At 70.5% G+C, this 24,861-nt stretch carries 22 protein-coding genes, 1 tRNA gene and 1 pseudogene; 13 read left to right on the forward strand and 11 right to left on the reverse strand.

What is annotated here, in order from left to right:
- Positions 1-147: 147 nt before the first annotated feature.
- Positions 148-813: a molybdopterin-dependent oxidoreductase gene (locus OG609_RS32515; RefSeq protein ID WP_327278268.1), complete on the forward strand. Its 666-nt coding sequence runs from the start codon at positions 148-150 to the stop codon at positions 811-813.
- The gene (locus OG609_RS32520) at positions 755-1,510 is read left to right on the forward strand and encodes a cytochrome b/b6 domain-containing protein (protein ID WP_327276095.1); all 756 of its coding nucleotides are present in this window, start codon (positions 755-757) and stop codon (positions 1,508-1,510) included. Before OG609_RS32515 ends, OG609_RS32520 begins: the two co-directional genes overlap by 59 nt.
- 84 nt (positions 1,511-1,594) lie before the next feature.
- Here the strand turns inward: OG609_RS32520 and OG609_RS32525 are convergent, their stop codons facing one another.
- On the reverse strand, positions 1,595-2,992 hold the full coding sequence (locus OG609_RS32525; RefSeq protein WP_327276096.1) for a GntP family permease: 1,398 nt from the start codon (positions 2,990-2,992) through the stop codon (positions 1,595-1,597).
- 11 nt (positions 2,993-3,003) lie between these two features.
- On the reverse strand, positions 3,004-3,513 hold the full coding sequence (locus OG609_RS32530) for a gluconokinase (protein WP_327276097.1): 510 nt from the start codon (positions 3,511-3,513) through the stop codon (positions 3,004-3,006).
- Positions 3,514-3,657: 144 nt separating this feature from the next.
- On the opposite strand from OG609_RS32530, the gene OG609_RS32535 reads away from it, so the two are divergent.
- A complete protein-coding gene (locus OG609_RS32535) occupies positions 3,658-4,359 on the forward strand; it encodes a FadR/GntR family transcriptional regulator (RefSeq protein WP_327276098.1) in 702 nt (233 codons plus the stop codon).
- A gap of 54 nt (positions 4,360-4,413) precedes the next feature.
- Here OG609_RS32535 and OG609_RS32540 read toward each other — a convergent pair whose 3' ends face one another.
- Positions 4,414-5,136, reverse strand: coding sequence for a TetR/AcrR family transcriptional regulator (locus OG609_RS32540; protein WP_327276099.1), 723 nt, complete (start codon positions 5,134-5,136; stop codon positions 4,414-4,416).
- Positions 5,137-5,187: 51 nt separating this feature from the next.
- Here OG609_RS32540 and OG609_RS32545 point away from each other — a divergent pair, with 51 nt between their 5' ends.
- The 4 genes from OG609_RS32545 (at position 5,188) to OG609_RS32560 (ending at position 10,380) form a co-directional block, all read left to right on the forward strand.
- Entirely contained in the window at positions 5,188-6,765 is a 1,578-nt protein-coding gene (locus OG609_RS32545) for an APC family permease (RefSeq protein WP_385648682.1), read from the forward strand.
- A gap of 35 nt (positions 6,766-6,800) precedes the next feature.
- On the forward strand, positions 6,801-8,438 hold the full coding sequence (locus tag OG609_RS32550; RefSeq protein WP_327276101.1) for an amidohydrolase: 1,638 nt from the start codon (positions 6,801-6,803) through the stop codon (positions 8,436-8,438).
- 227 nt (positions 8,439-8,665) lie between these two features.
- A complete protein-coding gene (locus OG609_RS32555) occupies positions 8,666-9,751 on the forward strand; it encodes an S-(hydroxymethyl)mycothiol dehydrogenase (protein ID WP_327276102.1) in 1,086 nt (361 codons plus the stop codon).
- A complete protein-coding gene (locus OG609_RS32560) occupies positions 9,751-10,380 on the forward strand; it encodes an MBL fold metallo-hydrolase (RefSeq protein WP_327276103.1) in 630 nt (209 codons plus the stop codon). Before OG609_RS32555 ends, OG609_RS32560 begins: the two co-directional genes overlap by 1 nt.
- On the opposite strand, the gene OG609_RS32565 is transcribed toward OG609_RS32560, so the two are convergent.
- The 5 genes and pseudogenes from OG609_RS32565 to OG609_RS32590 form a co-directional block, all read right to left on the reverse strand.
- Positions 10,374-11,327, reverse strand: coding sequence for a pseudouridine synthase (locus OG609_RS32565; protein ID WP_327276104.1), 954 nt, complete (start codon positions 11,325-11,327; stop codon positions 10,374-10,376). The two genes, OG609_RS32560 and OG609_RS32565, sit on opposite strands and share 7 nt — an antisense overlap.
- Before the next feature lie 118 nt (positions 11,328-11,445).
- Complete coding sequence (locus tag OG609_RS32570) at positions 11,446-12,705, reverse strand: hypothetical protein (RefSeq protein ID WP_327276105.1); 1,260 nt, start codon at positions 12,703-12,705, stop codon at positions 11,446-11,448.
- Complete coding sequence (locus OG609_RS32575) at positions 12,702-13,769, reverse strand: hypothetical protein (protein WP_327276106.1); 1,068 nt, start codon at positions 13,767-13,769, stop codon at positions 12,702-12,704. Before OG609_RS32575 ends, OG609_RS32570 begins: the two co-directional genes overlap by 4 nt.
- A 127-nt stretch (positions 13,770-13,896) precedes the next feature.
- Positions 13,897-15,169 (reverse strand): annotated as a pseudogene (locus OG609_RS32585) (glycoside hydrolase family 2 TIM barrel-domain containing protein).
- Positions 15,170-15,324: 155 nt separating this feature from the next.
- Positions 15,325-15,409: transfer RNA gene (locus tag OG609_RS32590), tRNA-Leu, on the reverse strand.
- 183 nt (positions 15,410-15,592) lie between these two features.
- On the opposite strand from OG609_RS32590, the gene OG609_RS32595 reads away from it, so the two are divergent.
- The 3 genes from OG609_RS32595 to OG609_RS32605 all read left to right on the forward strand — a co-directional run bounded on the left by OG609_RS32595 (position 15,593) and on the right by OG609_RS32605 (position 18,203).
- On the forward strand, positions 15,593-16,918 hold the full coding sequence (locus tag OG609_RS32595) for a M20/M25/M40 family metallo-hydrolase (RefSeq protein WP_266362808.1): 1,326 nt from the start codon (positions 15,593-15,595) through the stop codon (positions 16,916-16,918).
- Between the two features lie 164 nt (positions 16,919-17,082).
- Positions 17,083-17,316: a chaplin ChpH gene (gene chpH, locus OG609_RS32600; RefSeq protein WP_327276107.1), complete on the forward strand. Its 234-nt coding sequence runs from the start codon at positions 17,083-17,085 to the stop codon at positions 17,314-17,316.
- 137 nt (positions 17,317-17,453) lie between these two features.
- Positions 17,454-18,203 carry a chaplin gene (locus OG609_RS32605; protein ID WP_327276108.1) on the forward strand — a complete coding sequence of 250 codons (750 nt, stop codon included), beginning with the start codon at positions 17,454-17,456 and terminating at the stop codon, positions 18,201-18,203.
- Positions 18,204-18,270: 67 nt separating this feature from the next.
- On the opposite strand, the gene OG609_RS32610 is transcribed toward OG609_RS32605, so the two are convergent.
- Positions 18,271-18,459: a DUF5703 family protein gene (locus OG609_RS32610; protein ID WP_030918345.1), complete on the reverse strand. Its 189-nt coding sequence runs from the start codon at positions 18,457-18,459 to the stop codon at positions 18,271-18,273.
- A gap of 47 nt (positions 18,460-18,506) precedes the next feature.
- Here OG609_RS32610 and OG609_RS32615 point away from each other — a divergent pair, with 47 nt between their 5' ends.
- Positions 18,507-19,166 (forward strand): hypothetical protein, encoded by a 660-nt coding sequence (locus OG609_RS32615; protein WP_327276109.1) that lies wholly within the window; start codon positions 18,507-18,509, stop codon positions 19,164-19,166.
- A gap of 66 nt (positions 19,167-19,232) precedes the next feature.
- Here OG609_RS32615 and OG609_RS32620 read toward each other — a convergent pair whose 3' ends face one another.
- Complete coding sequence (locus OG609_RS32620; RefSeq protein ID WP_327276110.1) at positions 19,233-21,578, reverse strand: ATP-dependent RecD-like DNA helicase; 2,346 nt, start codon at positions 21,576-21,578, stop codon at positions 19,233-19,235.
- The gene (locus OG609_RS32625; protein ID WP_327276111.1) at positions 21,575-22,558 is read right to left on the reverse strand and encodes an aldo/keto reductase; all 984 of its coding nucleotides are present in this window, start codon (positions 22,556-22,558) and stop codon (positions 21,575-21,577) included. The genes OG609_RS32620 and OG609_RS32625 overlap by 4 nt, the downstream gene beginning before the upstream one ends.
- Positions 22,559-22,698: 140 nt before the next feature.
- On the opposite strand from OG609_RS32625, the gene OG609_RS32630 reads away from it, so the two are divergent.
- Positions 22,699-23,748 carry an LLM class F420-dependent oxidoreductase gene (locus OG609_RS32630; RefSeq protein WP_327276112.1) on the forward strand — a complete coding sequence of 350 codons (1,050 nt, stop codon included), beginning with the start codon at positions 22,699-22,701 and terminating at the stop codon, positions 23,746-23,748.
- A gap of 299 nt (positions 23,749-24,047) precedes the next feature.
- Entirely contained in the window at positions 24,048-24,836 is a 789-nt protein-coding gene (locus OG609_RS32635; protein ID WP_327276113.1) for a ferritin-like domain-containing protein, read from the forward strand.
- Positions 24,837-24,861: the final 25 nt, after the last annotated feature.

Genomic DNA, 24,861 nt, shown 5'->3' on the forward strand with positions numbered 1-24,861 from the left:
TGCAGGGATTGAACAGAGTTGACATCGGGTACGGGCAGGTGTCCGCGGCCCCTGGCGACCTGCGGCCGCAGATGCTCGAATGGTCGGGTGAACAGTCGCCCTCCCGACGCCGAAGGCACGCCCCTGGGCCGCCGTGTCGTCCTGGCCATGCTCGGTCTCGGCGCCGCCGGAGTCGTTGCCGCGCCCGTGCTGCAACGCACGCTGGAATCCGGACTGGGCGCGGTCGCCGACAAGGATCCCACCGGCCTGACCGGCCTGCTTCCCAACGGCGGCGGCTTCCGCTACTACTCCGTCGCCTCGTCCGTACCGGAGAAAGGCGCGGACGACTACCGGCTGACCGTCGACGGGCTGGTCGACCACCCGGCCACGTACACCCTGGACGCCCTGAAGGCGTTGCCGCAGACCCGCATGGTCCGCGATGTCCAGTGCGTCACCGGCTGGCGGGTGCCCGAGACCCCCTTCGAGGGGGTACGCCTCTCGGCGCTGCTGGACGAGGCGGGCGTACGGCCCGGGGCGAAGGCCGTTCGCTTCACCTGCTTCGACGGCACCTACAGCGAGAGCCTCACCCTCGCGCAGGCCCGCCGCGCCGATGTGCTGGTCGCGCTGCGTATGCAGGACCGGCCGCTGGCCCACTCCCACGGGGGCCCGGTCCGGCTCTATGTGGCCCCGATGTACTTCTACAAGTCGGCGAAATGGCTCTCCGGGATCACCCTCACCGACTCCGTACGGCCCGGCTACTGGGAGGAGCTCGGCTATGACGTCGACGCCTGGGTCGGCCGGTCCAACGGCCGCGACGACGCCCCCACCACCTGACCCCGCGGAGCGTGTGCGGCGCTTCAGCGGTGCGGAGCGCTGGGTGCACCGCACCACGGCCACGCTGATGCTGCTGTGCGTGGCGAGTGCGGCGTGTCTGTACGTACCCCAGCTCGCCGAGCTCGTCGGCCGCCGCCACCTGGTGGTCACCGTGCACGAGTGGTCCGGGGTACTGACCCCCGTACCGTTCCTGGCCGGTCTGCTGTCACGGGCGTTCCGGGCCGACCTGTCCCGGCTCAACCGCTTCGGACCGCACGACCGTCAGTGGCTACGGGCCGTATGGCGCCGCGACCACCGGCCCGAGGCGCGTCCGGCCGGAAAGTTCAACGCCGGGCAGAAGCTGTACGCGGCCTGGATCGCGGGCGCGGTGCTGGTGATGACCGGCACCGGCGCGCTGATGTGGTTCACCGGCGTCGCGCCGCTGATGTGGCGCACGAGCGCGACCTTCGTCCACGACTGGCTGGCGCTCGCGATCGGGATCGTGCTGGCCGGGCACGTGGCGATGGCGCTCGCCGACCCGGAGGCACGCCGTGGCATGCGCACCGGGTCGGTCGAGCGCCATTGGGCACGGTCACAGCATGCGCTGTGGGGGGAGGACCGTGCGGGCAGCCGCTCGCCGGGGCCTGTGCGGCGGACCAGGGCCGGGGGCACGACGCCTGGCGCGGCACCCCGCGGCGTTGCCGAAACGCCCGAATAGCTCGGCTATCAGGACGCTCCGGCGCCTTGCGATGCACCACGGCAGACGCCGCGCCCCGACCGGCCCCGATCCGCCGGACAGGCCCTAGAGGACTAGCGACAGCAGCAGGATGAAGGCCAGCGAGACCACGGAGATGATGGTCTCCATCACCGACCAGGTCTTCACCGTCTGGCCGACGTTCATGCCGAAGTACTCCTTCACCAGCCAGAACCCGGCGTCATTGACATGGCTGAAGAAGAGCGAGCCCGCGCCGACGGCGAGGACCAGCAGAGCGGCGTGCGACGTCGACATGTCGGCGGCCAGCGGGGCGACCAGACCGGCCGCCGAGATGGTGGCCACGGTCGCCGAACCGGTCGCGAGCCGGATCGCGACGGCGATCAGCCAGCCCAGCAGCAGTGCCGGGATCGACCAGTCCTTGGAGAAGTCCAGGATCATCTGGCCCACACCGGCGTCGATGAGGGTCTGCTTGAAACCGCCGCCCGCACCCACGATCAGCAGCACACCCGCGATCGGGGCGAGGGACTTCTCGACGGTGGTGGAGAGCCGGCCCTTGGTGAAACCGGCCGCCCGGCCCAGTGTGAACATGCCGACTATGACGGCCGCGAGCAGCGCGATCAGCGGCGAGCCGATCACATCGGTGACCCGCTGGACACCCTGCTGCGGGTCGTCCACGACGATGTCGACCAGGGCCTTGACCAGCATCAGCACGACGGGCAGCAGAATCGTCGCCAGGGTGGCGCCGAAGCTGGGCCGACGGTCCAGATCCTCCGAAGGACGCTGCGGAATCATCTTCTCCGGAGCCTTGATGTCCACCCAGCGCGCTGCGTAACGGGAGAAGACCGGCCCCGCGATGATCACGGTCGGGATTGCGACCAGCACACCGAGCGCGAGCGTGACACCGAGGTTGGCGCCGAGGGCGTCGATCGCCACCAGCGGGCCGGGGTGCGGCGGAATCAGCCCGTGCATCACGGAGAGTCCGGCCAGCGCCGGGATACCGATCCGCATCAGGGAGTAGTTGCCGCGCTTGGCGACGAGCAGCACCACCGGGATCATCAGCACGATCCCGACCTCGAAGAACAGCGGCAGACCGATGATCGAGGCGATCAGGACCATCGCCCACGGCATGGCCCGCCCGCTCGCCTTCGCGAGGATCGTGTCGACGATCTGGTCCGCGCCGCCGGAGTCGGCGAGCAGCTTGCCCAGAATGGCGCCGAGCGCAATGAGGACACCGACACCCGCGACGGTCGAGCCGAGGCCGGCGGTGAAGCTGGCGATCGTCTTGGCCGGTGCGGCGCCGGCGAACGAGCCGAGCGCCAGCGAGCCGATGGTCAGCGCGAGAAACGCGTGCATCTTGAACTTGGTGATGAGCAGAACGATGACGGCGATGCCCGCCAGTACTGCGATGCCCAACTGCGCGTTGCCTGCCGAAGTGATCGGTTCGACGGCATCCGCTGCCAGCATCTCGACGCTGAGACTGGTCACGGTGGTGTTCCTTAGCTATCGAGCCGGCGCAACGCGGCGACGGCTCGCTGGGTGATTTCTTCGGGGGTGCCGGACACATCGACCGAGACTCCGGCCTCGTCCTCCTGCAGCGGCTGCAGGGTGGCGAACTGCGAGTCGAGCAGTGCGGTGGGCATGAAGTGGCCCTTGCGCTCCGCCATGCGCTCCTCGATCAGAGCCCGGTCGCCGGTCAGATGGAGGAAGACGGCACCGGGGGCCTCGGCACGCAGCCGGTCCCGGTAGACCCGCTTGAGCGCCGAGCTGCTCACCACCCCGCCGAGCCCCGCCCGGCCGTGCGCCCACTGACCGATCGCATCGAGCCAGGGCCACCGGTCGGAGTCGTCCAGTGGGGTACCGGCCGACATCTTGGCGATGTTCGCCGCGGGATGGAAGTCATCGCCCTCGGCGTACGGAACGCCGAGTTCGGCGGCGAGCAGGGGGCCGATCGTGGTCTTGCCGGTCCCTGCAACGCCCATCACCACGACGACGTGGGGGGTGCTCATTGGTGGTGCCTCGCTGTCTTCTTCGACGTCTTCCTCGACATCGGTCCGTCGCGCTACTGAAACCCATACGTACGACTTATTCAAGATGCTGTGACATAAACGTCGTACTTTTTGTTCCTGAAGGGTGCCCCGTAGGCTGTGCTCATGACCACACGGGGCCCTGGGCTGCATACACATGTGCTGGACACCCTGGGTCTGGAGATCGCCGCGGGGGAGCACCGGCCGGGGCAGGTGCTGCGTACCGACGAGCTGGCCCAGCGCTTCGACGTCTCGCGCACGGTCGTACGCGAAGTGGTCCGTGTCCTCGAATCCATGCACCTGGTCGAGTCACGGCGCCGGGTCGGCGTGACCGTACAGCCGACCGAGGCATGGAATGTCTACGATCCGCAGGTCATCCGGTGGCGGCTGGCCGGCGCCGACCGCCCGCGCCAGCTGCGCTCCCTGACCGTGCTCCGCTCAGCGATCGAACCGGTCGCGGCCGGCCTCGCCGCCCGTAACGCCACCCCGGAGCAGTGCGCGGCCCTCACCGAGTGCGCGCTCGGCATGGTCGCCACCTCGCGCGGCCAGCAGCTGGAGGGCTATCTGGAGCACGACATCGCGTTCCACCGGATCGTGCTCAACGCTTCCGGCAACGAGATGTTCGCGCGGCTCGGTGATGTCGTCGCCGAGGTCCTGGCGGGCCGCACCCACCACCAGGTGATGTTCGAGGACCCCGACCCGGCCGCGGTCACCCTCCACGTCCGGCTCGCCGAAGCGGTGCGCGAGGGCGACGCGGTGGCGGCGGAACGGCTGACGAAGGAGATCGCGGTGGGTGCCCTGCACGAGCTGGACGTGCTCGCACCCTGAGGCCCGTGCCGCGGCGCCGTCGCGCGTACGTACCCGCTCTCCGAGGTCCCGTCCCTACGGTGCCGACGCATGCACGCGCTGCAGCCGGGCCGCGGCCGCGGCCAGCACCATCTCCAGCGCCGCGGGATAGCCGCTGCGGTCCATCTCCGCGACCAGCACCCCCGCGGTCGCCGCGATATTCGGATGGGTATCGGCCGGAAGCCGGGCGTACGTCTCCGGCCAGGTCCGCACCTCCTGTGCACGGGCCTGCTCCGACAGCACCAGCGTGGACGCGTCCAGCGCCGCGAATGACAGCGTCTGGTCGACGAAGACGTGGTAGATCCGTACCGCCTCGGCATCCGGGAATCCCGCACCGCGCAACACCCCGAGAATCGCCTCCACCGAGCGGATCTCATGCGCCCGGCCGGTCACCCGGGCACAGGTCAGCGTCGCCGCCTGAGGGTGCGCCAGATAGTCCGCGTGCATCCGCAGGCCGAGAGCGCGCAGATCGGCCCGCCAGTCACCCGTCGGCCGCCAGGCGCGCAACGTACGGCCGATCAACTCGTCGGCCACCGCGAGCAGTAGTTCGTCCGTGTCCCGGAAGTACCGGTAGAGGGCGCTGGGATCGCAGCCGAGAGCCGCACCGAGCCGGCGCACGGTGAGCGCCGCCGCCCCGTGCTCCCCGATCAGCCGCAACGCCGTCTCCACGATCAGCTGCTCGGACAGCACCGTGCCCTGTTTGGTGGGGCGCCTGCGGCGCCGCGCCCCCTCCGGTACCACCCGCTCGCTCGCGCTCATGGCGGCACCTTATGACAACAGTGTTGACGTGTGAACCCGTCGGAGAGTTCGATGTGCCGCCATCGGGGACGAAGAGCGCCCCTCGGCGAAGGAGCCACCGTGACGGACTCACCCATCCCCTACGGCAGTGACCCACCGGCACCCGCGGCACTCAAGAGGAGCCTCGGTGTCGTGGACGGCGTCGTCATCGCCGCCTCCTCCACCGCCGCCACCTCCAGCATCGGTATCGGGCTGGGCGTGACCGCGGGCGCCGTCGGCCTGCATCTGCCGATCATCATGCTGCTCGCGTTCCTGCCCATCCTGGGTATCGCCGGCGCGTACTCCCGGCTCAACAAGGTCGAGCCGAACATGGGCAGCGGCTATGTCTGGGTCGGCCGCTCCCTCAGCCCCTGGCTCGGCTTCCTCGTCGGCTGGATCGGGATCGTCTCCACTGTCGTCTTCCTGTCCTACACCACGACCGTCACGGGCTCCGCCCTGCTCCAACTCGCCGGCGAGGGAGGGCTGCACACTGTCGCCGGGCTCCACCTCGACCCGGACTCCACCGCCCAGTCGACCGCGCTGGGCATCGTTGTTCTGATCGCCGTCACCTTCACCGCGATCACCGGCATCCGGTCCGCCGCCAACCTGCAGAAATACCTTCTCGTCTTCGAGTACGTCGTCCTGCTCGGCTTCTGCGGGTACGGACTGGTCGTCGGCCCGCACCCGTTCAGCCTCGACTGGATCAACCCGTTCACCATCCCGTCCGGGCAGCAGCTCGCCCAGGGGCTGCTGCTCTCCGTCTTCTGTTACTGGGGCTTCGAGTCGACGTTCAGCGTCACCGAGGAGATCCGCGACCCGCAGGACGCCTCCCGCGCCGGTCTCATCACCCTGTTCACCATGCTCGGCTTCTTCCTGCTCGGCTCCTTCGCCTTTCAACGCGTCCTCTCACTCGACGAGTTGACGGGCCACGGCGCCCAGGGCCTCACCTACCTCGGTGACCGGCTCGCCGATCAGCCGCTTGCCGCGCTCCCGCTGATCGCCCTCACCTTCTCCGCCGTCGCCTCCCTCCAGTCCGGCGTGATACCCACTGTGCGCGGCATGTTCGCGATGGGCCGCGACCGCACGCTCGGCCCGTTCTGGACCAGGGTCAGCCCGCGCTACGGGACACCGGCGGCCGGAACCATCGCGGTCGGCTGTGTAGCCGCCGCCATCGCCGTCGCCTCACTCGTCATCCCGAAGGTCGGCGACCTCATCCTGGCCTCCGTCAACGCGATCGGTGTCGTCGTCTCGCTGTACTACGCGCTCACCGCACTTGCCGCCGCCGCGCGCTTTCGCGGGGCGCTGCGCGAGAGCCGGTCCGAGGCCCTGCGGGCCGTGGTGCTCCCGGTGCTCAGTGCCGCCACGCTGCTCGGCCTCGGCGGCTACCTCTGCTGGTCCTTCTACAACTCCGCCGACCACTTCGAGATCAGCCCGGACAACGGCTGGTTCATGCTCTTCTGCCCGGCCGCCATGCTGCTGTCCGGAGTCGGTGCGGCAGCCTGGGCCAAGTGGGCACGGAAGTCTCCGTACTTCGTCACCGGCCGGTCCACCGCCCCGGACCTCACCGCCGAACCCGAACCCGGGTGCGAGACCGCGCCCGGCCCCGCCTGACCGCACGCAGCACCCTCAAGGAAACGGAACCACCCATGCACCGCACCCCCGCCGATCTCGTCCTCACAGGCGGCCCGGTTCTCACCATGGACGCGGCCCGCAGCCGCGCCACCACCGTCGCCGTCACCGACGGCCGCATCACCGCCGTCGGCCACGACGAGGTACGGGAACTGGCAGGCCCGAGGACCGAAGTCGTCGACCTCGCCGGCCGGCTCCTCGTCCCAGGTTTCCAGGACGCCCACATCCACCCGGTCACCGCCGGACTGGAACTCGCCCAGTGCAACCTCACCGATACCCACACGGCGGCGCAGACCGTCGCCGCCGTCCGGGCCTACGCCGACACCCACCCCGGCCAGGAGTGGATCACCGGCGGCGGCTGGTCCATGGACGCCTTCGACGGCGGCGCCCCCACCAGGGAGCAGCTCGACACCGCAGTACCCGACCGCCCCGCCTACCTGGTCAACCGCGACCACCACGGCGCCTGGGTCAACACCCGCGCCCTGACACTCGCCGGCATCACCCGGGACACCCCCGACCCGGCCGACGGCCGCATCGAACGCGACGACCGCGGCGAACCCACCGGGCTCCTCCAGGAGGGCGCCATGGACCTGGTCGCCCGCCACACCCCGCGCTCCACCCCGGCCGACCGGCTGGCCGCACTGCACCGCGCCCAACGGCTGCTCCACTCCTACGGGATCACCGCCTGGCAGGACGCCATCATCGGCGGATTCGGCTCCATGGACGACCCGGCCGACGCCTATCTGACCGCCGCCCGCGACGGCTCGCTCACCGCACGGGTCGTCGGTGCCCTCTGGTGGGACCGCGAGCGCGGCGCCGAACAGATTCCCGAGCTCGTGGCCAGGCGAAAGGAGCTGAACGTCGGACGCTTCCGGGCCGGCTCGGTGAAGATCATGCAGGACGGCGTCGCCGAAACCGGCACCGCCGCCCTGCTCGCCCCCTACCTCGACTGCTGCGGCTGCGCCACTGCCAACCGCGGCACCAGCTTCGTCGACCCCGTCGAGCTGCGGCGCCACGTCACCGAACTGGACGCCCTCGGCTTCCAGGTCCACTTCCACGCGCTCGGCGACCGCGCCGTGCGCGAGGCACTCGACGCCGTCGAAGCGGCCCGCGCCGCCAACGGCCGTACCGACACCCGCCCCCACCTCGCCCACCTCCAGATCGTCCACCCCGACGACATCCCCCGGTTCCGCGAACTCGGCGCCACGGCCAACATCCAGCCGCTCTGGGCCGCGCACGAACCGCAGATGGACGAGCTGACCATCCCCTTCCTCGGCGCCGAACGCGCCGCACTGCAGTACCCGTTCGGCGCCCTGCTGCGCTCCGGCGCGACGGTCGCGGCCGGCAGTGACTGGCCGGTCAGCAGCGCCGATCCACTGCACGGCATCCACACCGCGGTCAACCGGGTGACCCCCGAGAGCGAGGGGCCGGTCTTCCTCCCGGAGCAGCGCATCTCCTTGACCGCGGCCATCGCCGCGTACACGGCGGGCTCGGCGTATGTGAACCATCTGGACGACACCGGAAGCATCCGTCCCGGAACCCTCGCCGACCTGGTGGTCCTGGACCGGGATCCGTACGCGGGCCCGCCCGAGGAGATCGGTCACACCCGCGTCCTTCAGACGTACGTGGGCGGCAGGCGGGTCCACGAGGCCTGAGGCAATACGGTGGCCCCCGCGGAACGTTCCCGCGCGGGCCGCCGACGCAGCCGAGCCGGCCGCCGTGCCCGTGGTGGCCACCGTGCCCGGCGCCGTGAGCGGTACATCCCACCGGATGGACGGCAGTCGTTTCCCGCCAACGCGGCGCGCCGTCGTGACACCCTCACGGGGCGTACGGTTGTTCGTGTTCGATCTTCACGAAATGACGGAAACAGGGAGACCACGGTATGTCGCAGCAGGTGCAAGGTGTCATCGCACCGGGGAAGAACGAGCCGGTACGGGTCGAGACGATCGTGATCCCGGACCCGGGCCCCGGCGAGGCCGTGGTGAAGATCCAGGCGTGCGGCGTCTGCCACACCGATCTCCACTACAAGCAGGGCGGCATCAACGACGACTTCCCCTTCCTGCTCGGCCACGAGGCCTCGGGCGTGGTGGAGTCCGTCGGCGAAGGGGTCACGGACGTCGAGCCCGGCGACTTCGTCATCCTCAACTGGCGTGCCGTGTGCGGGCAGTGTCGTGCGTGCCTGCGCGGCCGCCCCTGGTACTGCTTCAACACCCACAACGCCAAGCAGAAGATGACGCTGCTCGACGGCACGGAGCTGTCACCGGCGCTCGGTATCGGCGCGTTCGCCGAGAAGACCCTGGTCGCCGCCGGTCAGTGCACCAAGGTCGACCCGGAGGTCTCCCCGGCCGTCGCCGGGCTGCTCGGCTGTGGCGTGATGGCGGGCATCGGCGCGGCCATCAACACCGGGCAGGTCGGCCGCGGTGACTCGGTCGCCGTGATCGGCTGCGGCGGTGTCGGCGACGCGGCGATCGCGGGCGCGCGGCTGGCCGGCGCGGCGAAGATCATCGCCGTGGACATCGACGACCGCAAGCTGGAGACGGCGAAGACGATGGGCGCCACGCACACCGTCAACTCCCGCTCCGCCGACCCGGTCGAGGCGATCCGCTCCCTGACCGACGGCAACGGCGCGGACGTCGTCATCGAGGCGGTCGGCCGCCCGGAGACGTACAAGCAGGCCTTCTACGCCCGCGACCTCGCAGGCACGGTCGTCCTGGTGGGCGTCCCGACCCCGGAGATGCAGCTGGAACTGCCGCTCATCGACGTCTTCGGCCGCGGCGGCTCGCTCAAGTCCTCCTGGTACGGCGACTGCCTGCCCTCGCGCGACTTCCCGATGCTCATCGACCTGCACCAGCAGGGCCGGATCGACCTCGGCGCGTTTGTCACCGAGACCATCGGGCTCGGCGACATCGAGCAGGCCTTCGCCCGGATGCACGAAGGCGACGTGCTGCGCTCGGTGGTGGTCTTCTGATGACCGCCCGCATCGACCACCTCGTCACCTCCGGCACCTTCGCCCTCGACGGCGGGGAGTGGGACGTCGACAACAACGTCTGGATCGTCGGCGACGACACCGAGGCGATCGTCATCGACGCCGCCCATGACGCCGCCGCCATCGAGGCCGCGCTGAACGGCCGTACGCTGCGCGCCATCGTCTGCACGCACGCGCACAACGACCACATCGACGCGGCCCCGGCCCTCGCCGACGCCACCGGCGCACCGGTCCTGCTGCACCCCGACGACCTGCCGCTGTGGAACCAGACCCACCCGGACCGCGCCCCGGACGGCGAACTGGCCGACGGCCAGGAGCTGGAGATCGCCGGAACGACGCTCCAGGTCCTGCACACCCCCGGTCATGCCCCGGGCGCCGTCTGCCTGTACGCCCCCGAGCTGTCCACCGTCTTCACGGGTGACACGCTCTTCCAGGGCGGCCCCGGAGCCACCGGGCGGTCCTTCTCCCACTTCCCGACGATCGTCGCGTCGATCAGGGACCGGCTGCTCGCCCTGCCGCAGGAGACCACCGTCCGCACCGGACACGGTGATTCCACGACCATCGGCGCGGAGGCCCCGCATCTGGACGAGTGGATCGCCCGCGGTCACTGAGAACCGCGGCTCACCGGTCCGGGCCATGCGCAGAGCCGCAGCCCGCTCTCGAAGCGGCGCGGCCCGCCCGTGACCGGATCGGTGAACTCCAGCACCCGGGCCAGGAGTTGGAGAGGGTGCGACCAGTCGTCGGTCGCACCCTCCGGCCGGACCACCGGGTAGACCGGGTCGTGGAGGAGCGGCAGCCCCAGGCTGTTCATATGGACCCGCAGCTGATGGGTGCGTCCGGTGGCGGGCAGCAGCCGGTACCGGCCGAGACCCTCCCGGTGCTCCAGCAGCTCGATCCGGCTCTCGCTGTTCGGCTCGCCCGGCTCCTCGCGGGCGGCGATGACCCCGCGCTCCTTGACGACGCGGCTGCGTACGGTCCGCGGGAAGGCGAGTCCGGGGTCGTACGGCGCCACCGCTTCGTACTCCTTGAGCACCGAGCGGTCCCGGAACATCGTCTGGTACGCGCCCCGCTCCTCGGGCCGCACGACGAAGAGGACGAGGCCCGCGGTCAGCCGGTCCAGCCGGTGCGCGGGCTGCAGCTCGGGCAGGTCCAGCTCGCGGCGCAGCCGGGCCGCCGCGGTCTCGGTGATGTGCCGGCCGCGCGGTGTCGTCGCCAGGAAGTGCGGCTTGTCCGCGATCACGATGTGCTCGTCGCGGTGGACGACACCGACCGGGAACGGCACCGGCTCCTCCGGCGCGAAATCCCGGTGGAACCAGATGTACCGGCCGGCGGTGTACGGCTCGTCGGCGGAGACCGGGCCCTGTACGGAGACGAACCGGCCCTCGGCGAGCATGGCGTCCACCCGAGCTGCCCCGATCGCACCCGCGAACCGCGCCAGCAGATGATCGCGTACCGTCGCCCACCGGCCGTCCGGATCCTCGGGGAGCCGCAGCCGGACCGGATCGATCCCGTCCCGCTGCGGCAACGGCGCCGACGGGGGCTTCGCACGCCCCCTCACCGGGGTGCGCCGACCGGTACAGCGGTGAGCATGGTGCGGGCTCCTTGTATCTTCTGCTGGGGTGTCCGCACAGTATCGCCCGTTCCGCCCGCCCACCGGGGCCCTGCCCCCCCCGCACTCAGGCGTTCGGCAGCGTCACCTTCTCCGGTCCGCACCCGATGCGCTCGGCCTCGGCGGCGACATAGCCGGGCAGCAGCTCACGCGTGAGGTCGACGCCCTCGTCCGTCGGCTGATCCAGCTGCTCCACCATGAAGATCACGGGCCCGGTCTGGCAGCTCGCCCGGTAGACGCCCCGCGACCCGTCCAGCCGACCGAACCCCTTGGAGCCTTTGAGAGGCAGACCGGCCTTGCGTGTGACCCCGGAGAAGATCTCGGTCAGTGCCGGGTCCGTCACCGTGATCATCCGCACGACGGGGGAGTAGCTGTCACCGGACTCGCAGACCCGGGCGGGCCCGCCGTCGTCGCTGACGCGAGTCTGCTCCAGGGCCTTGCGGTACGCCGCGGGGACGGTGAGGCCCTTGACGCCGCAGAAGGCATTGGCCTTCGTGTCCTGGCGGTCCACGAGGGCGGGCAGGGTGCGAGGAATCCGATAGGTGCCGGAGCAGCCGAATTCGCGGATGACCCCATTGGTCGCCTCCACCACCGCGCGGGTCAGGGCGGCACGGTCCTCCCGGTCGTACTCCGACCCGGTGTCGAGTCCGGCCTGTCCCATGCCGATGTCCACCACGGTGAGACCGGTGAACTCGTCCCGTCCCGTGCAGCTCTGCGGCAGCGCCAGCCAGGCGCGCGACGACGAGGTCATCCCGGGCAGTCCGTCGCCGAGCGACACCATGCCCGCCGCGAGGAACTCCTGCGGCCACTTGTGCGCGTCGGTGCCCCGGAGACCGTCCAGCTGGTGCACCCTCAGAGTCACTTGGCGGCGGGGATTGTCGTCCTTGTAACTGGTGATGCGGCACTGTCCGTACGACGGTTCCCGATCGCGCGGATTGGCCTGCAGGGACTGCTCCTCGACCTCGGTCCTGCGGTCACCGAAGAGGTCCGACATGGTCGAGTCGCCGAGCGAGTCCCAGCAGGGGGCGGGACCGAGCAGCGGAAGCGCGTCCGTCCGCCAGGCCACCGCACCGGCTCCGAGGAGAGCACCGACCAGCCCGGCGGCAGTGACGGCGCGAGCGGTACGGCTGCGGAACAGGCGGCGCAGAACAGGGGTGTGCGCGGGGGCGGGCTCCTGCTCCGGGGACGGGCCCGGCTGTGACTCGTGCGCCTGCTCCTGCTCCTGCTCCTGTTCCCGTTCCTGCTTCTGCTCCTGCTCCTGAGGAACTGTGGTCTTCTCGCCGTCCACCGCCGCTGCCCCGTTCTCTTCGGTCTCTTCGCCGTTCACGCGACCCCACCGGCCCCGCACCCGATGCGCTTGCTCACGGACTTGGTGAAGTTCGTGAACACCTGCCGGTCGTCGGGCCGGCCCGCACCCTTCAGACCGGACTGGACGTTTCCGTAGAACACCGTCTGCCGTCCGTTGCACTCGGTGCGTACGAGCCCGTTGCCGGCACCCTCGGGAAGCCCCTTGAACAGCGCGACCAGGCGCGGCTCACCCGCCATCACGTACTGCGCCGCCGGCTCGTCGGGCATCCGCGGCTCGCGCCACACCACCGAACAGGTCTGGAGCCGCTCGCCGACCACCCCCACCTGTTCCTGGTACCGGGAGCCCCGGCCGAGTTCGAGCGTCACACCGGGTATCCGGCACAGCGGGCTCCGGGCGCTCTCGTCGTCCTCGGCGACCGTCACGATGGGCGACGTCATGCGCAGGGGCTTGTCCGGTGCGCAACCGACCTTCCGCATACCGGTGTTGGCGGCGTCCAGCAGCAGCCGGGTGACGTCGGACCGGCTGCCGATCGTGAACGGCATGGCCACTTTGCCCAGATGGCCGTCGCCGGTGCTCTCGCTCCGGATCGTCACCGCGGACGGCCTGCCGTCCACATCACAGGTGTCGGGCAGGACCAGCATCGCCCGGTCGCCGGCGACCAGCCCGTCGAGCCCGTCGGGCAGTTGGGAGGCCGACCCGTCGAAGTACCGGGCTATCCAGGCACGGTGTTCCTCGACCCCGGTGGGAACCGGACCGTACTCGACGGTGACCTGCTCCTTGAATGTGAGCGGCTCGTCCGAGTCGTCGTCCGGAACCGTCGAGGTCACCGCGACCGTGCAACTGGCGTGGTGACGGCCGGCCGAGGGCGGCGCGGATTCGGTGGCGCGCCGCTCGGAGCCGGACTTGTCGAGGCCGTCGTCACCGAGGAAGGCCGCACCGCTGTTCTGCTCCCACGCTCCCCAGCAGTAGCTGTCCCGGAACGGCCAACTGTCCGTCGCCCACAGCCCGATGGTGGAGACGAGCACCGCCCCGGCGACCGTTCCGGCGAGGAGTGCGCCCCGCCGCCTGCGACTGCTGTCCATCACATTCCCCCTTGCGAAGTACGAAGATCGCGCAAAGCCTCGATGCTACGTCGTCGCCCGGGGCAGGCATGCAGCGCGCCGTACCGCACCGCGCCCTGAGGAAGCCCCTCCCCTCTGCCGCCGCAGATCAGCCGGTCGCCGAGAACACGATCGAGAACTCCGCAGCCTCCGCATCGAGCCGGTACTCCGGCAGCACCCCCGGCCCGCACGACTGCGAACCGATCCCCTGCACCGCGTGGTCCGGATTGACCCGGACGGTCTCGCCGGCCCGCAGCCCCCGCCGGCGCAGCCCGTATCGCGCGTCGGGCTGCCACGCCGCGCCGTCCACCTCGTACGACCACACGGAGTCCAGGTGCTCCAGCCCCGCGAAGTCGTACCCGTTGGAGATCCTGACCGCGCCCGCCCCGGCCGCGGGCTCGATCCGTACGGGTTCGACGACCTTCGTGTACTCGATCAGTCCGGGGGAGGGGTGCGGTCGGGGAAGAGCAGTCCGTCGCAGAGGAAGTCGGAGTCGTGCAGCTCCTCGCCGAAGTCCCCGCCGTAGGCGAAGCCGTGCCCGGGGTGGGCGATGCGGTGATCGATCCACTCCCGGATGAAGCCGCCCTGACAGCGCTCGTACCGCCCGAACGTCCGCTGGTACTCACCGAGTTCGCCGGGACCGTTCCCCATCGCGTGCCCGTACTCGCACATGATGAACGGCATCGCCCGCCGCCGCGCGTCCAACTCCGCGTCGCCCCAGGGCTTCTCCGCCCGCTTGCCGATCAACTCGACCTCGGCGTGGTCCGGGTACATCCGCGAGTACAGGTCGACGTCCCGGCAGGACAGATCGCCCTCGTAGTGCACCAGTCGTTCTGGATCCCGCCCCCGGATCCACTTCGCCATCGCGGTCAGCCCGCGCCCGGACCCGCACTCGTTGCCGAGCGACCGGATGATCACCGACGCATGGTTCTTGTCGCGCTCCACCATCCGTGCGGCCCGGTCGAGCAGCGCCGGCGTCTCCACCCCGTCGAAACGGAGCACGACCTCGCCGTCACCGGGCCACCCGCCGGGCAGATCGAAGGTCCGCAGATGATCCCCCGGTCGGATTCTCGGCAGGCACCCGCGGCGGATCGACGGGGAAGGGGCACACCACATTCGTATACGCAGGAGCCCCACCGGCCCCTTGCGGCACCCAGCGCCCGGGAACCGCGACCTTTTTCCACCCCGAAGCATCGAGAACCGGGCCGCACGAACGACTCGTCCTGTGTGGCGGCGCCCGGCAAGAGCCGGAAGCGCCATTCCCCGTTCAGCGACATCCGCCCGGCATCCGACCCCGCGTACCAGGCTCGCGGCTCCAGCCCGCCCGATCCGGGACCCATGACCTCGTGCCAGGGCAGGGTGGGCGTGTGTGTGCGGCTCATGGGACTCCCGGCTCAGCGATGGCCTCCGTGCTGCTGGATGCCAGCGAGGAATGAACCGATTCAACAAGGCTTGTACCCTGCTCCGGCCCATGCACGACCGTGCGGGCACAACGCAGAATGCCGACCAGGATCGCTCCTGATCGGCATTCTCTCTGTGTCCGAGGGGGGACTTGAACCCCCACGCCCGATAAAGGGCACTAGCACCTCAAGCTAGCGCGTCTGCCATTCCGCCACCCGGACAAGGTGTCTGTCTCGCGGGCCCGGCCCGTTCCGACGTGGAAAACAATAGCAAACATTCGGGGGTGCTCGATCACGCCAGGGGGAGTATGAAGGGCGCATGACGGGGGGTGGGAGGCCTTGGGCGTGCGGGCCGGGCGCGGGAGGATGAGGGGGAGCACCACGGTGACAGTGGAAGGAAGCAGTGTGAGCGAGACCAACACGGCCCGGACCGTCTCGGGCGAGGACGAGGTCGTGGACCTCTGTCGTGAGCTGATCCGGATCGACACCAGTAACTACGGGGACCACTCGGGTCCGGGGGAGCGGGTCGCCGCCGAGTACGTCGCGGAGAAGCTCGCCGAGGTCGGGCTGGAGCCGCAGATCTTCGAGTCCCACAAGGGCCGGGCCTCGACCGTGGCGCGGATCGAGGGCGAGGACCCGTCCAAGCCCGCGCTGCTGATCCACGGGCACACCGATGTGGTTCCGGCCAATGCTCACGACTGGACGCACCACCCGTTCTCGGGCGAGGTCGCGGACGGCTGCGTGTGGGGCCGCGGCGCGGTCGACATGAAGGACATGGACGCGATGACCCTCGCGGTAGTCCGCGACCGGATGCGCAGTGGCCGCAAGCCCCCGCGCGACATCGTGCTGGCCTTCCTCGCGGACGAGGAGGCGGGCGGTACGTACGGCGCGCGGTATCTCGTGGACAAGCACCCCGGCCTCTTCGAGGGTGTCACCGAGGCGATCGGCGAGGTCGGCGGCTTCTCCTTCACGGTGAACGAGAAGCTGCGGCTCTACCTCGTCGAGACGGCCGAGAAGGGCATGCACTGGATGCGGCTCACCGTGGACGGCACCGCCGGCCACGGCTCGATGACCAACAACGACAACGCGATCACCGAGCTCTGCGAGGCGGTCGGACGGCTGGGGCGGCACAAGTGGCCGGTCCGGGTGACCAAGACCGTGCGGTCCTTCCTCGACGAGCTGTCCGATGCGCTCGGCACCCCGCTCGACCCGGAGGACATGGAGGCCACGCTGGCCAAGCTGGGCGGCATCGCCAAGATGATCGGCGCCACGCTCCGTAACTCCGCCGCTCCCACCATGCTCGGCGCCGGCTACAAGGTGAACGTGATCCCCGGCCAGGCCACCGCCCATGTCGACGGTCGCTTCCTGCCCGGTTTCGAGGACGAGTTCCTGGCCGATCTGGACCGGATCCTCGGCCCGCGGGTGAAGCGCGAGGACGTGCACGGGGACAAGGCGCTGGAGACCAGCTTCGACGGTTCGCTCGTGGACGCGATGCAGATCGCCCTGAAGGCGGAGGACCCGATCGCGCGCGCCGTCCCTTACATGCTTTCCGGTGGTACCGACGCCAAGTCCTTCGACGACCTCGGTATCCGCTGCTTCGGGTTCGCCCCGCTGAAGCTGCCGCCGGAGCTCGACTTCGCAGGCATGTTCCACGGCGTGGACGAGCGTGTACCCGTGGACGGTCTGCAGTTCGGTGTGCGGGTGCTCGACCGTTTCATCGACAACTGCTGAGTCTCTGCCGTCTTTCCGCTGATTCTCCGCGTCAACAATCGCCAGCGTGTGCGTATTTGACCGGAACGAGTGAAAGGAACCATACGCTCGTAGCCCAATTACCTCTTCCTCGTTACAAGTGATGCGGTCCGCGGCTGGGACCGCATTGCCAACTAGGAGGAATAATGATCAAGAAGGTCGTCGCTGCTGCGGCTGTCACCGGTGGTCTGGTGCTCGCGGGTGCGGGCATGGCCGTCGCGGACTCCGGTGCCCAGGGCGCCGCTGTCGGCAGCCCCGGTGTGGTCTCGGGCAACGTCATCCAGGTGCCCGTGCACGTGCCGGTGAACGTGTGTGGCAACACGATCTCCGTGGTCGGGCTGCTGAACCCCACCTTCGGCAACACCTGCGCCAATGCCTGACGTTGTGCGTCAACCCGTAAGGGTTTGAATCCGGTCGGCCCCGGAGTGCACGCCATGCACTCCGGGGCCGCTGGTAATCGGCCCCCGCACGGTCAAGTCCGGGGGTATTCCGGAAGGTAGAAGGCAGGAAACAACCTATGCGACAGGTCACGCGTAAAGGCCTGATCACCATGGCGGCTGCGGGCGGCGTGCTCGCGCTGAGTGGCGGTTACGCGCACGCCGACGCGGGAGCGGCCGGCGGCGCATCGAATTCCCCGGGGGTGCTTTCAGGGAATTCGGTCCAGATCCCGGTCGACGTACCGGTCAACGTATGCGGCAACTCCGTGAGCGTCGTGGGACTGCTCAACCCGGCCGCAGGAAACACCTGCGGAAATGCTTCGCAAAGCGCTGCTTCGGGCCGCCACGCCTCGGGCAGTCAGGTGTCCGGCGACCGGACCCGGACGCACCGGGCGGGGACCGGCAAGCACCGGGCTGTCACGAGCGACACCGGGAGCGGTGCAAGGGCCGAGGGGGTTACGAGCGGCTCGCCCGGTCTGCTTTCGGGCAACAACATCGCGGTGCCCATCGACATCCCCGTGAACGCCTGCGGGAACAGTGTCACCATCGGCGGACTGCTCAATCCCGCCTCCGGCAATGACTGCGGAAATGTTCCGGACGTCGTCACGCCACCGGTCGGCACTCCGGTCACCCCGGTCACCCCGGTCACCGAGAACCAGCCCCCGGCACCCGGATCGCGAAACGTGTCGAACGCGCACGAGACACAGAGCGTCGCGCAGCTCGCACACACCGGAGCGGGCGGGCTCGACCTGCTGGTTCCGGCGAGCATGGGCCTGCTGCTGGCGGGTGCGGGCACGGTGCTGTACCGCCGCGCCCGGATGTCCGCATAGCGGACCGAGGCGGCGACGCAAGCACAGCGAAGGGAGCGGGCCCCGCGACTGCGGGGCCCGCTCCGTCTCACCAGGTGGCCCGGAGCTGGCGGATGATCCGTCGGCGCAGCCGCACCCTGCGGCTGCCGTCACGGCGCAGCGTCAGTCGGTCCAACTCCCAGTGCCCGTACTCGGCATGGTCGGTCAGCAGGCGGGCCGTCTCCTTCCGGGACACCCCGCGCGGGACGTACACATCGACAAATTCGTATTCCGGCATCGCATCTATTGTGCGGGCAGAGCCCGTGTACGGATAGCGTCTGCACTATGTCTGATGCTGCGCAGCCCACCGCTGCCGAGGTACGCGCCGCCGCCGAAGCGATCAAAGCCGCGCTCGACCATCACCTCGAGGCGGTCGAACGCCGGACAGGGGACGATGATCCCGCTGTCTACGATGCGTTCAATGCACTGGCCGCTGCCGCCGAGTTCTACGACGAACTTCTCTACGACCGCTACGACGAGGTCACCCCTTTCGAGATCCCGGGTGCGGAGGACTCCCTGCCGCCGTATGCCGGCCCCGAGGAGCCGAACGCGCTGAGTGTGCTGATCCGGCGCGACTACGCGGTGGTGGAGCCGCCGCGGCTGCTGGCACAGGCCCAGCGGGTCGCCGACCTCGATCCGGACGATCGCGCCGGCGGGAGCGCCGCGGTGGTGGGCTCCAGCGTCCATGCCGCGCTCGGAGTGCTCTTCGGTGAGTACGAACCGGACGAGATCGCTTCCCGGCATACGGAGTTCGGTCTGGAGGAGGGCGATTCCACGCTCTGGGTCACGGCTGCGGAGGAGCTGCCCGAGGCGGGGGAGTGGCTCGGCGCACCGTTCGACGAAGCGGACCCGCAGCTGGTGGTCTGCCGCTTCGACGTCAGCGCCGTCTTCGACGAGGACGAATCGGACGAGGAGCCGGCCGGCCTGGTGGTGGACAGCTCCTGATCCGTCCGCCGGACGGGCTCGAAACCGAGCCCGTCCGGCGATGGGGGACAGGGCGCGCTCCGGTCATCAGGCCGGAGCCTCCAGCAGGGTGCGCAGTCGCGTCGTGCGGTCCTGGGCCGGGGACTGGGCGACCGCGCGCTGGAGCGCCTGATCCACCCCGTGCACGACGGACAGATGCCGCTCCCCGCGGCTGAAGGCGGTGTACACCCAGGAGCGACTCAGTCCCTGGGCGGCGTCACCCGGCAGCACGACGACCACTGCGGGCCACCGCATCCCGGCCGCCTGGTGGGCACTGAGGGCCCAGCCGTGGCGTACGGACGACTCCACCCGCTCCTTCGATACGACGACCTTCGTGCCCGCGCAGTCCAGATGCAGGCCCTCGGCGTCGGCCGAGACGACCACCCCGGGCACGGTCCTGCCGGGCGTCGGGACATGGACGACACGGTCGCCCGGGTCGAAGCCGCCGAACCGCCCCGGGCCGGGGTTGAGCCGCTGCTTCAGTGCCGTGTTCAACGCCCGGGTGCCCGCCGAGCCGCCGTGGCCGACGGTGATCACCTGGGTGTCGGCCGACGGTACGCCGATGGCGCGCGGCACCGAGTCGGCGACCAGTTGCACGGTGCGGTGCACCGCCTCGCCCGCGTCGCGCACGGGGACGATCACCACCTCCTTGCCGGGCGCCGCGACCTGGTTCAGCTCGCCGATGCCGATGCCGGAGACCAGTTCGCCGATCGGTCCCGGATCCGGCGTACGGGACACGATCTGCGGGCAGGCACGGGCATCCAGCACATCGGCGAACACCCGCCCCGCACCGGCCGAGCCCAGCACGCCCGGGTCACCGCTGAGCACCAGCCGGGTGCCGTCGGCCAGCGACTCCACGAGGATCGCGGCGGTCTCGACGTCCAGCTGCGGGGCGTCCAGCACAACGAGCAGGTCGATGGCGATCGCCCCCTCCTCGTCCCGTCCCGGGCCCTCCGCTCCGGAGAGCAGCCCGGCGAGTGTGACGGCCGCCGACGGATCGCCGGTCGCCTCGGCCAGTCGACGCCTGCCGTCGACGCTGTGCACGGCCCCCAGGGCGCGCAGTCCGAGGCCGCGGGCGGCGGTGATCAGCGCGGCGGGTTCGGCCCTGGCCGCCTCGCCGCCGGTGTGCGCCACGAGACCGTGGGCCGCGACCGCACGGATCAGCTCGGCCGCCGACGGGGAGCCCGCGGCCGAGGCAGGCTCCGTCCAGTCGGCGTCCTTCTCGCAGGCGTTGACCAGGCGGGCCAGACCGTCGGCGAGGCTCTCCTCGGCGAGTGCGTACCGGTCGAGACCGAGCAGCACCTGCACCGGTTCCTGCCCGGCCCGGTCCTCCGCGCCTCCTTCGGCGTCCTCGCCCGGTTCCGCGGGTGTCTCGGACTCCTGGTCGTCCTGCCCGTCCTGGAAGACCAGGGCGACGCCCTCGGCGACGGCGTACTGTACGGCTGCTTCGGGGTCGGTCACCGAGCGCTCGGCGAGCGCGGCACGCACCACCGTCGCATCCAGTGCCGTGTGGCCCTGGAGCGCGGCCCGCTCCAGCAGCCAGCCGACCAGGGCCGCGGTGCGCCGCTCGTCGTCAGGACCGCACTCGGCGCCCAGCATGGCCCGTGCGAAACCGTCGGCCTGCTCGGGCCTGACTCCCGGCACGGTCAGCAACTGCCACGGGTCCTCGCGCAGTGCATCGGCGGCCTGCGCACCGAGGGCCTCGGCCGCCGGGCCCGCCAGCGCTCCGGGCGCTCCGCCCTCGGCCAGTACGGCGGCCACCGCGGCGACAGCTTCCGGTGAGGCGCCCTGCGGAGCCGGGGCCTGCTCGGGCGCGCGGGGGCGTACCGGAGCGGGCGGGGGAACGGCCCGGCGAGGGGCGGCGGGCGCGGGCGAGTCGAAGAACGCGGCGGCGGGCTTCTCACCGCTCTCCACGGCACGCACGGCCGCCAGCAGATCGGCCGCCTGGCCGCTCAGCTTCGCACCGGCGGCGATGGGGCCTTCCTTCTCGGCCTTGCGCTTCTCGATCCGCTCCCTCAGCTCACGCTGGGCGGCGAGCTCGGCCTCGGCCTCGGAGAGCGGTGCGGGGGCGGCAGCCGCCCCGTCCACGGCGCCGTCGGCTGTGGCTGTCCCGTCGGTTTCGGTCGTGCCGGCGGTCTCGTCGGCCGCTTCATCGGTCACGCCGTCGGCCCCGGCGCCGGCTTCGGCTGCTTCCGCGGTCCCGGAGGTCCCGGAGTCGTCATCCTCCGTCTCCGCGGCGCCGGCGGCGTCGTCGGCCGTCGTCGATCCCTCGCCGCCGTCGTGACCCTCGTCCTCCGGGGACGGAGCGGGCCCGGAGGGGGAGGGGTCCGCGACAACGCTGTCGTCGTCGGCGGCCGGGGAGCCGGGGGTTTCCCCCCGGGGAAGCGCAGTCACAGCGTGCTCCAGTCCTGGTCGGGATAGCGGTGCACGGGCGCCGACACATCGTCGAGCGCCTGGCAGATCTCGTCAGGAAGACTAAGCGCCTCCACTGACAATGCCTCCGTGAGCTGCTGCGCGTTGCGCGCGCCGACGATCGGGGCCACCACTCCCGGCCGGTCCCGCACCCAGGCGAGAGCTACCTGGAGCGCCGTCGTGGCCAGGCCGTCGGCCGCCGTTGCCACCGCGTCCACGATGCGGCTCGCCGGGTCGTCGAGATACGGCTCGACGAACGGGGCCAGCAGCTCCGAGGCGCCGCGTGAGTCCGCCGGGGTGCCCGTCCGGTACTTGCCGGTCAGGACACCCCGGCCCAGCGGGGAGGAAGGCAGCAGCCCCACGCCCAGATCGAGCGCAGCCGGCAGCACCTCGCGCTCCACACCCCGCTGCAACAGGGAGTACTCCATCTGGGTGCTCGCCAGCCGGGTGCGCACCCCGGGCGACGCGAGCTGCCAGGTCGCTGCCTTGGCCAGCTGCCAGCCGCAGAAGTTCGACACCCCCGCGTACCGGGCGCGGCCGGTGGACACGGCCAGGTCAACCGCCTGAAGGGTCTCCTCCAGCGGAGTCACCGGGTCGAAGGCGTGGATCTGCCACAGATCCACGTAATCCGTACCGAGCCGTTCCAAGGAGGAGTCCAGCGCGGCCAGCAGATGGCCGCGGGATCCGTTGAACCGGCGGTACGGGTCGGCCACGCTGCCCGCCTTCGTCGCGATGACCAGATCGCGCCGTGGCACCAGGCCCTCGGTGAGGTGCCCGAGCAGATATTCGGCCTCCCCACCGCCGTACACATCAGCCGTGTCGACCAGTGTGCCGCCCGCTTCCCAGAAGGCCTTCAGCTGTTCCGCAGCGTCGTGCTCGTCGGTGTCCCGGCCCCAGGTCAGGGTGCCGAGCCCGATCCGGGACACTCGAAGGCCGGTGCGGCCGAGATGCCTCTGCTCCATGTGCGCTGAGATTACTGGCCAGAGCCCCACCGGACGGAAGCCTGTGGACAACCCGGCATCAAGTCGCCCCTGCCGGAACCCGTTGCCGCGCGCTAGAGTCCGAAGCTCAGGGACGTTACTGATCAGTAAGGGGAGCGGCTATGCGGCTCGGCATCAATCTCGGCTACTGGGGCGCGGGAATGGACGGCGACAACCTCGCCGTCGCCCAGGAGGCCGACCGGCTCGGTTACGACGTCTGCTGGGCGGCCGAGGCGTACGGCTCCGACGCGCCGACCGTGCTCTCCTGGGTCGCCGCCCAGACCGAATCGATCGACATCGGCTCCGCGATCATGCAGATCCCGGCCCGCCAGCCCGCGATGACGGCGATGACCGCCGCCACCCTCGACTCGCTCTCCGGCGGCCGTTTCCGGCTCGGCCTCGGCGTGTCGGGACCGCAGGTCTCCGAGGGCTGGTACGGCGTCAAGTTCGACAAGCCGCTGGCCCGCACCCGGGAGTACGTCGAGATCGTCCGCAAGGCGATGTCCCGTGAGCGGCTGTCGTACGAGGGGCAGCACTGGACGCTTCCGCTGCCGGACGGTCCGGGCAAGCCGATCAAGCTCACCGTCCACCCGCAGCGCGAGCACATCCCGCTCTACATCGCCGCGATCGGCCCGAAGAACCTGGAACAGACCGGCGAGATCGCCGACGGCGCGCTGCTGATCTTCCCGTCCGCGGAGCACCTTGAGGACACCGCGGTGAAGTACCTGCGGGCGGGCCGCGAGAAGGCCGGCAAGACGATGGAGGGCTTCGACGTCTGCCCGACGCTGCCGCTGGCCGTCGGTGACGACATCAAGGGCCTCGCTGACATGTTCCGTCCGTACACCGCGCTGTACGTGGGCGGTATGGGCAGCCGCAAGCAGAACTTCTACAACCAGCTCGCGCAGCGCATGGGGTACGAGAAGGAAGCCGCCGAGATTCAGGACAAGTACCTGTCCGGAGACAAGAACGGCGCCGCTGCCGCTGTGCCGCACCAGCTGATCGACCAGACCACGCTGCTCGGTCCGGTCGAGCGGATCGCCGAGCGGATGCAGGCATATGCCGCGGCGGGTGTCACGACGCTGACGCTGGCTCCGGCCGGGTTCACGCTCGATGAGCGGATCACGGCTTTGCGGGCCGGTACGGATGCGCTGGAGCGGTCCGGGGTCGCGTAGCGCGGGCTCCGGACTTCCAGGGGCTCCCGGGCTCCGGGACAGCGCTACGGCCGTGGTGGGGGCTCGGGGGTCCTCCCCGCCACGGCCGTTACGCGGAACAACGCGTTCGGGGGCGTCTGGTTACGCCGAACGGCGTGCGGTTCGGTGCGGGGTGACCGGGCTGAGGGTTCCGTCCTCGATCGCCGGACGGGCTGGAGCGTTGCAGGCCGTCCGGCGCAGCCGGGGGGTGTTCCTGTTGCCCGGGTGGGCGTGTCGCATTTGACTGGCGAAGGGCGAATGCCGGTACGGAGGTGGCAGTGGTGCTCTCGGCAAGGAACCTGTTCCAGGAGATTCTCGACGAAGACGAGTCGTTCCGGCTGCTCTGTTCCATCGCGGCCAGCGGGGAGTCCCAGGGTGGCTGGGAGAACGGGCGTATCGCGGCCCTCGTGCCCGGGAGCCAGCGGGCGCTGGCGCCCAAGATCGCGCGGCACGGCGCCGACGAGGACAAGCACGGCCGGATCTTCAACGCGCTGCTGAAGAAGCGCGGGCTGCAGCCGGTCGAGGTTCCGCACGAGACCGACTACACGATGCTGCTGGAGAAGCATGGCATCGGCCTCGCCCATGAGCGGCTGGGGCGCCAGGAGTCGCTCTCCGAGCGGGACATCATCACCTACCTCGCCCACAGCCGGGTCACCGAACAGCGAGCCTCCGAGCAGATGACGCTGCTGCGCAAGTACTTCGCCGACCACCCCGACCTCGGCCGCGCCGTGAAGATGATCTCGAACGACGAGGACAACCACCTGGCTTACTGCCATGAGGAATTGCTCCGCTTCGCCCGCTTCGGACACGGCCGCACGATCCAGCGCATTCTGCGCGAGTGCGCGCTCACCGCGATCCGGGTGTACCGCGATGTCAGCCTCGCCGTGATGAATCACATGGGCCGCATCCTGCACTGGCCCCGGGCCAAGGCGGCGGTGCTGGCCGCGGGGATCCACGGGGTCTACGCGTACGAACGGCTCGTGGGGTGGCGGCGCATGGTGAGCCTGACGCCGCCCGAGCGGCGCGACGCACTGGGCGGTCCCGCGACACAGGCGCCCGAGTTCGCCTGATCCGGGGGCCCCGCCCGGCCGCCCG

Origin of the sequence: Streptomyces sp. NBC_01224 (assembly GCF_036002945.1) — a bacterium.
GTDB lineage: Bacteria > Actinomycetota > Actinomycetes > Streptomycetales > Streptomycetaceae > Streptomyces.

Bases quoted from the DNA above. Each gene is read 5' to 3' on its own strand.
- OG609_RS32630 (WP_327276112.1), top strand. From the start codon at position 22,699: ATGCGGCTCGGCATCAATCTCGGCTACTGGGGCGCGGGAATGGACGGC.
- OG609_RS32560 (WP_327276103.1), top strand. From the start codon at position 9,751: ATGACCGCCCGCATCGACCACCTCGTCACCTCCGGCACCTTCGCCCTC.
- OG609_RS32550 (WP_327276101.1), top strand. From the start codon at position 6,801: ATGCACCGCACCCCCGCCGATCTCGTCCTCACAGGCGGCCCGGTTCTC.
- OG609_RS32520 (WP_327276095.1), top strand. From the start codon at position 755: ATGACGTCGACGCCTGGGTCGGCCGGTCCAACGGCCGCGACGACGCCC.
- OG609_RS32575 (WP_327276106.1), bottom strand. From the start codon at position 13,769: ATGGACAGCAGTCGCAGGCGGCGGGGCGCACTCCTCGCCGGAACGGTC.
- OG609_RS32555 (WP_327276102.1), top strand. From the start codon at position 8,666: ATGTCGCAGCAGGTGCAAGGTGTCATCGCACCGGGGAAGAACGAGCCG.
- OG609_RS32605 (WP_327276108.1), top strand. From the start codon at position 17,454: ATGCGACAGGTCACGCGTAAAGGCCTGATCACCATGGCGGCTGCGGGC.
- OG609_RS32540 (WP_327276099.1), bottom strand. From the start codon at position 5,136: ATGAGCGCGAGCGAGCGGGTGGTACCGGAGGGGGCGCGGCGCCGCAGG.
- OG609_RS32610 (WP_030918345.1), bottom strand. From the start codon at position 18,459: ATGCCGGAATACGAATTTGTCGATGTGTACGTCCCGCGCGGGGTGTCC.
- OG609_RS32535 (WP_327276098.1), top strand. From the start codon at position 3,658: ATGACCACACGGGGCCCTGGGCTGCATACACATGTGCTGGACACCCTG.
- OG609_RS32615 (WP_327276109.1), top strand. From the start codon at position 18,507: ATGTCTGATGCTGCGCAGCCCACCGCTGCCGAGGTACGCGCCGCCGCC.
- OG609_RS32545 (WP_385648682.1), top strand. From the start codon at position 5,188: ATGTGCCGCCATCGGGGACGAAGAGCGCCCCTCGGCGAAGGAGCCACC.
- OG609_RS32530 (WP_327276097.1), bottom strand. From the start codon at position 3,513: ATGAGCACCCCCCACGTCGTCGTGGTGATGGGCGTTGCAGGGACCGGC.
- chpH (WP_327276107.1), top strand. From the start codon at position 17,083: ATGATCAAGAAGGTCGTCGCTGCTGCGGCTGTCACCGGTGGTCTGGTG.
- OG609_RS32625 (WP_327276111.1), bottom strand. From the start codon at position 22,558: ATGGAGCAGAGGCATCTCGGCCGCACCGGCCTTCGAGTGTCCCGGATC.
- OG609_RS32515 (WP_327278268.1), top strand. From the start codon at position 148: ATGCTCGGTCTCGGCGCCGCCGGAGTCGTTGCCGCGCCCGTGCTGCAA.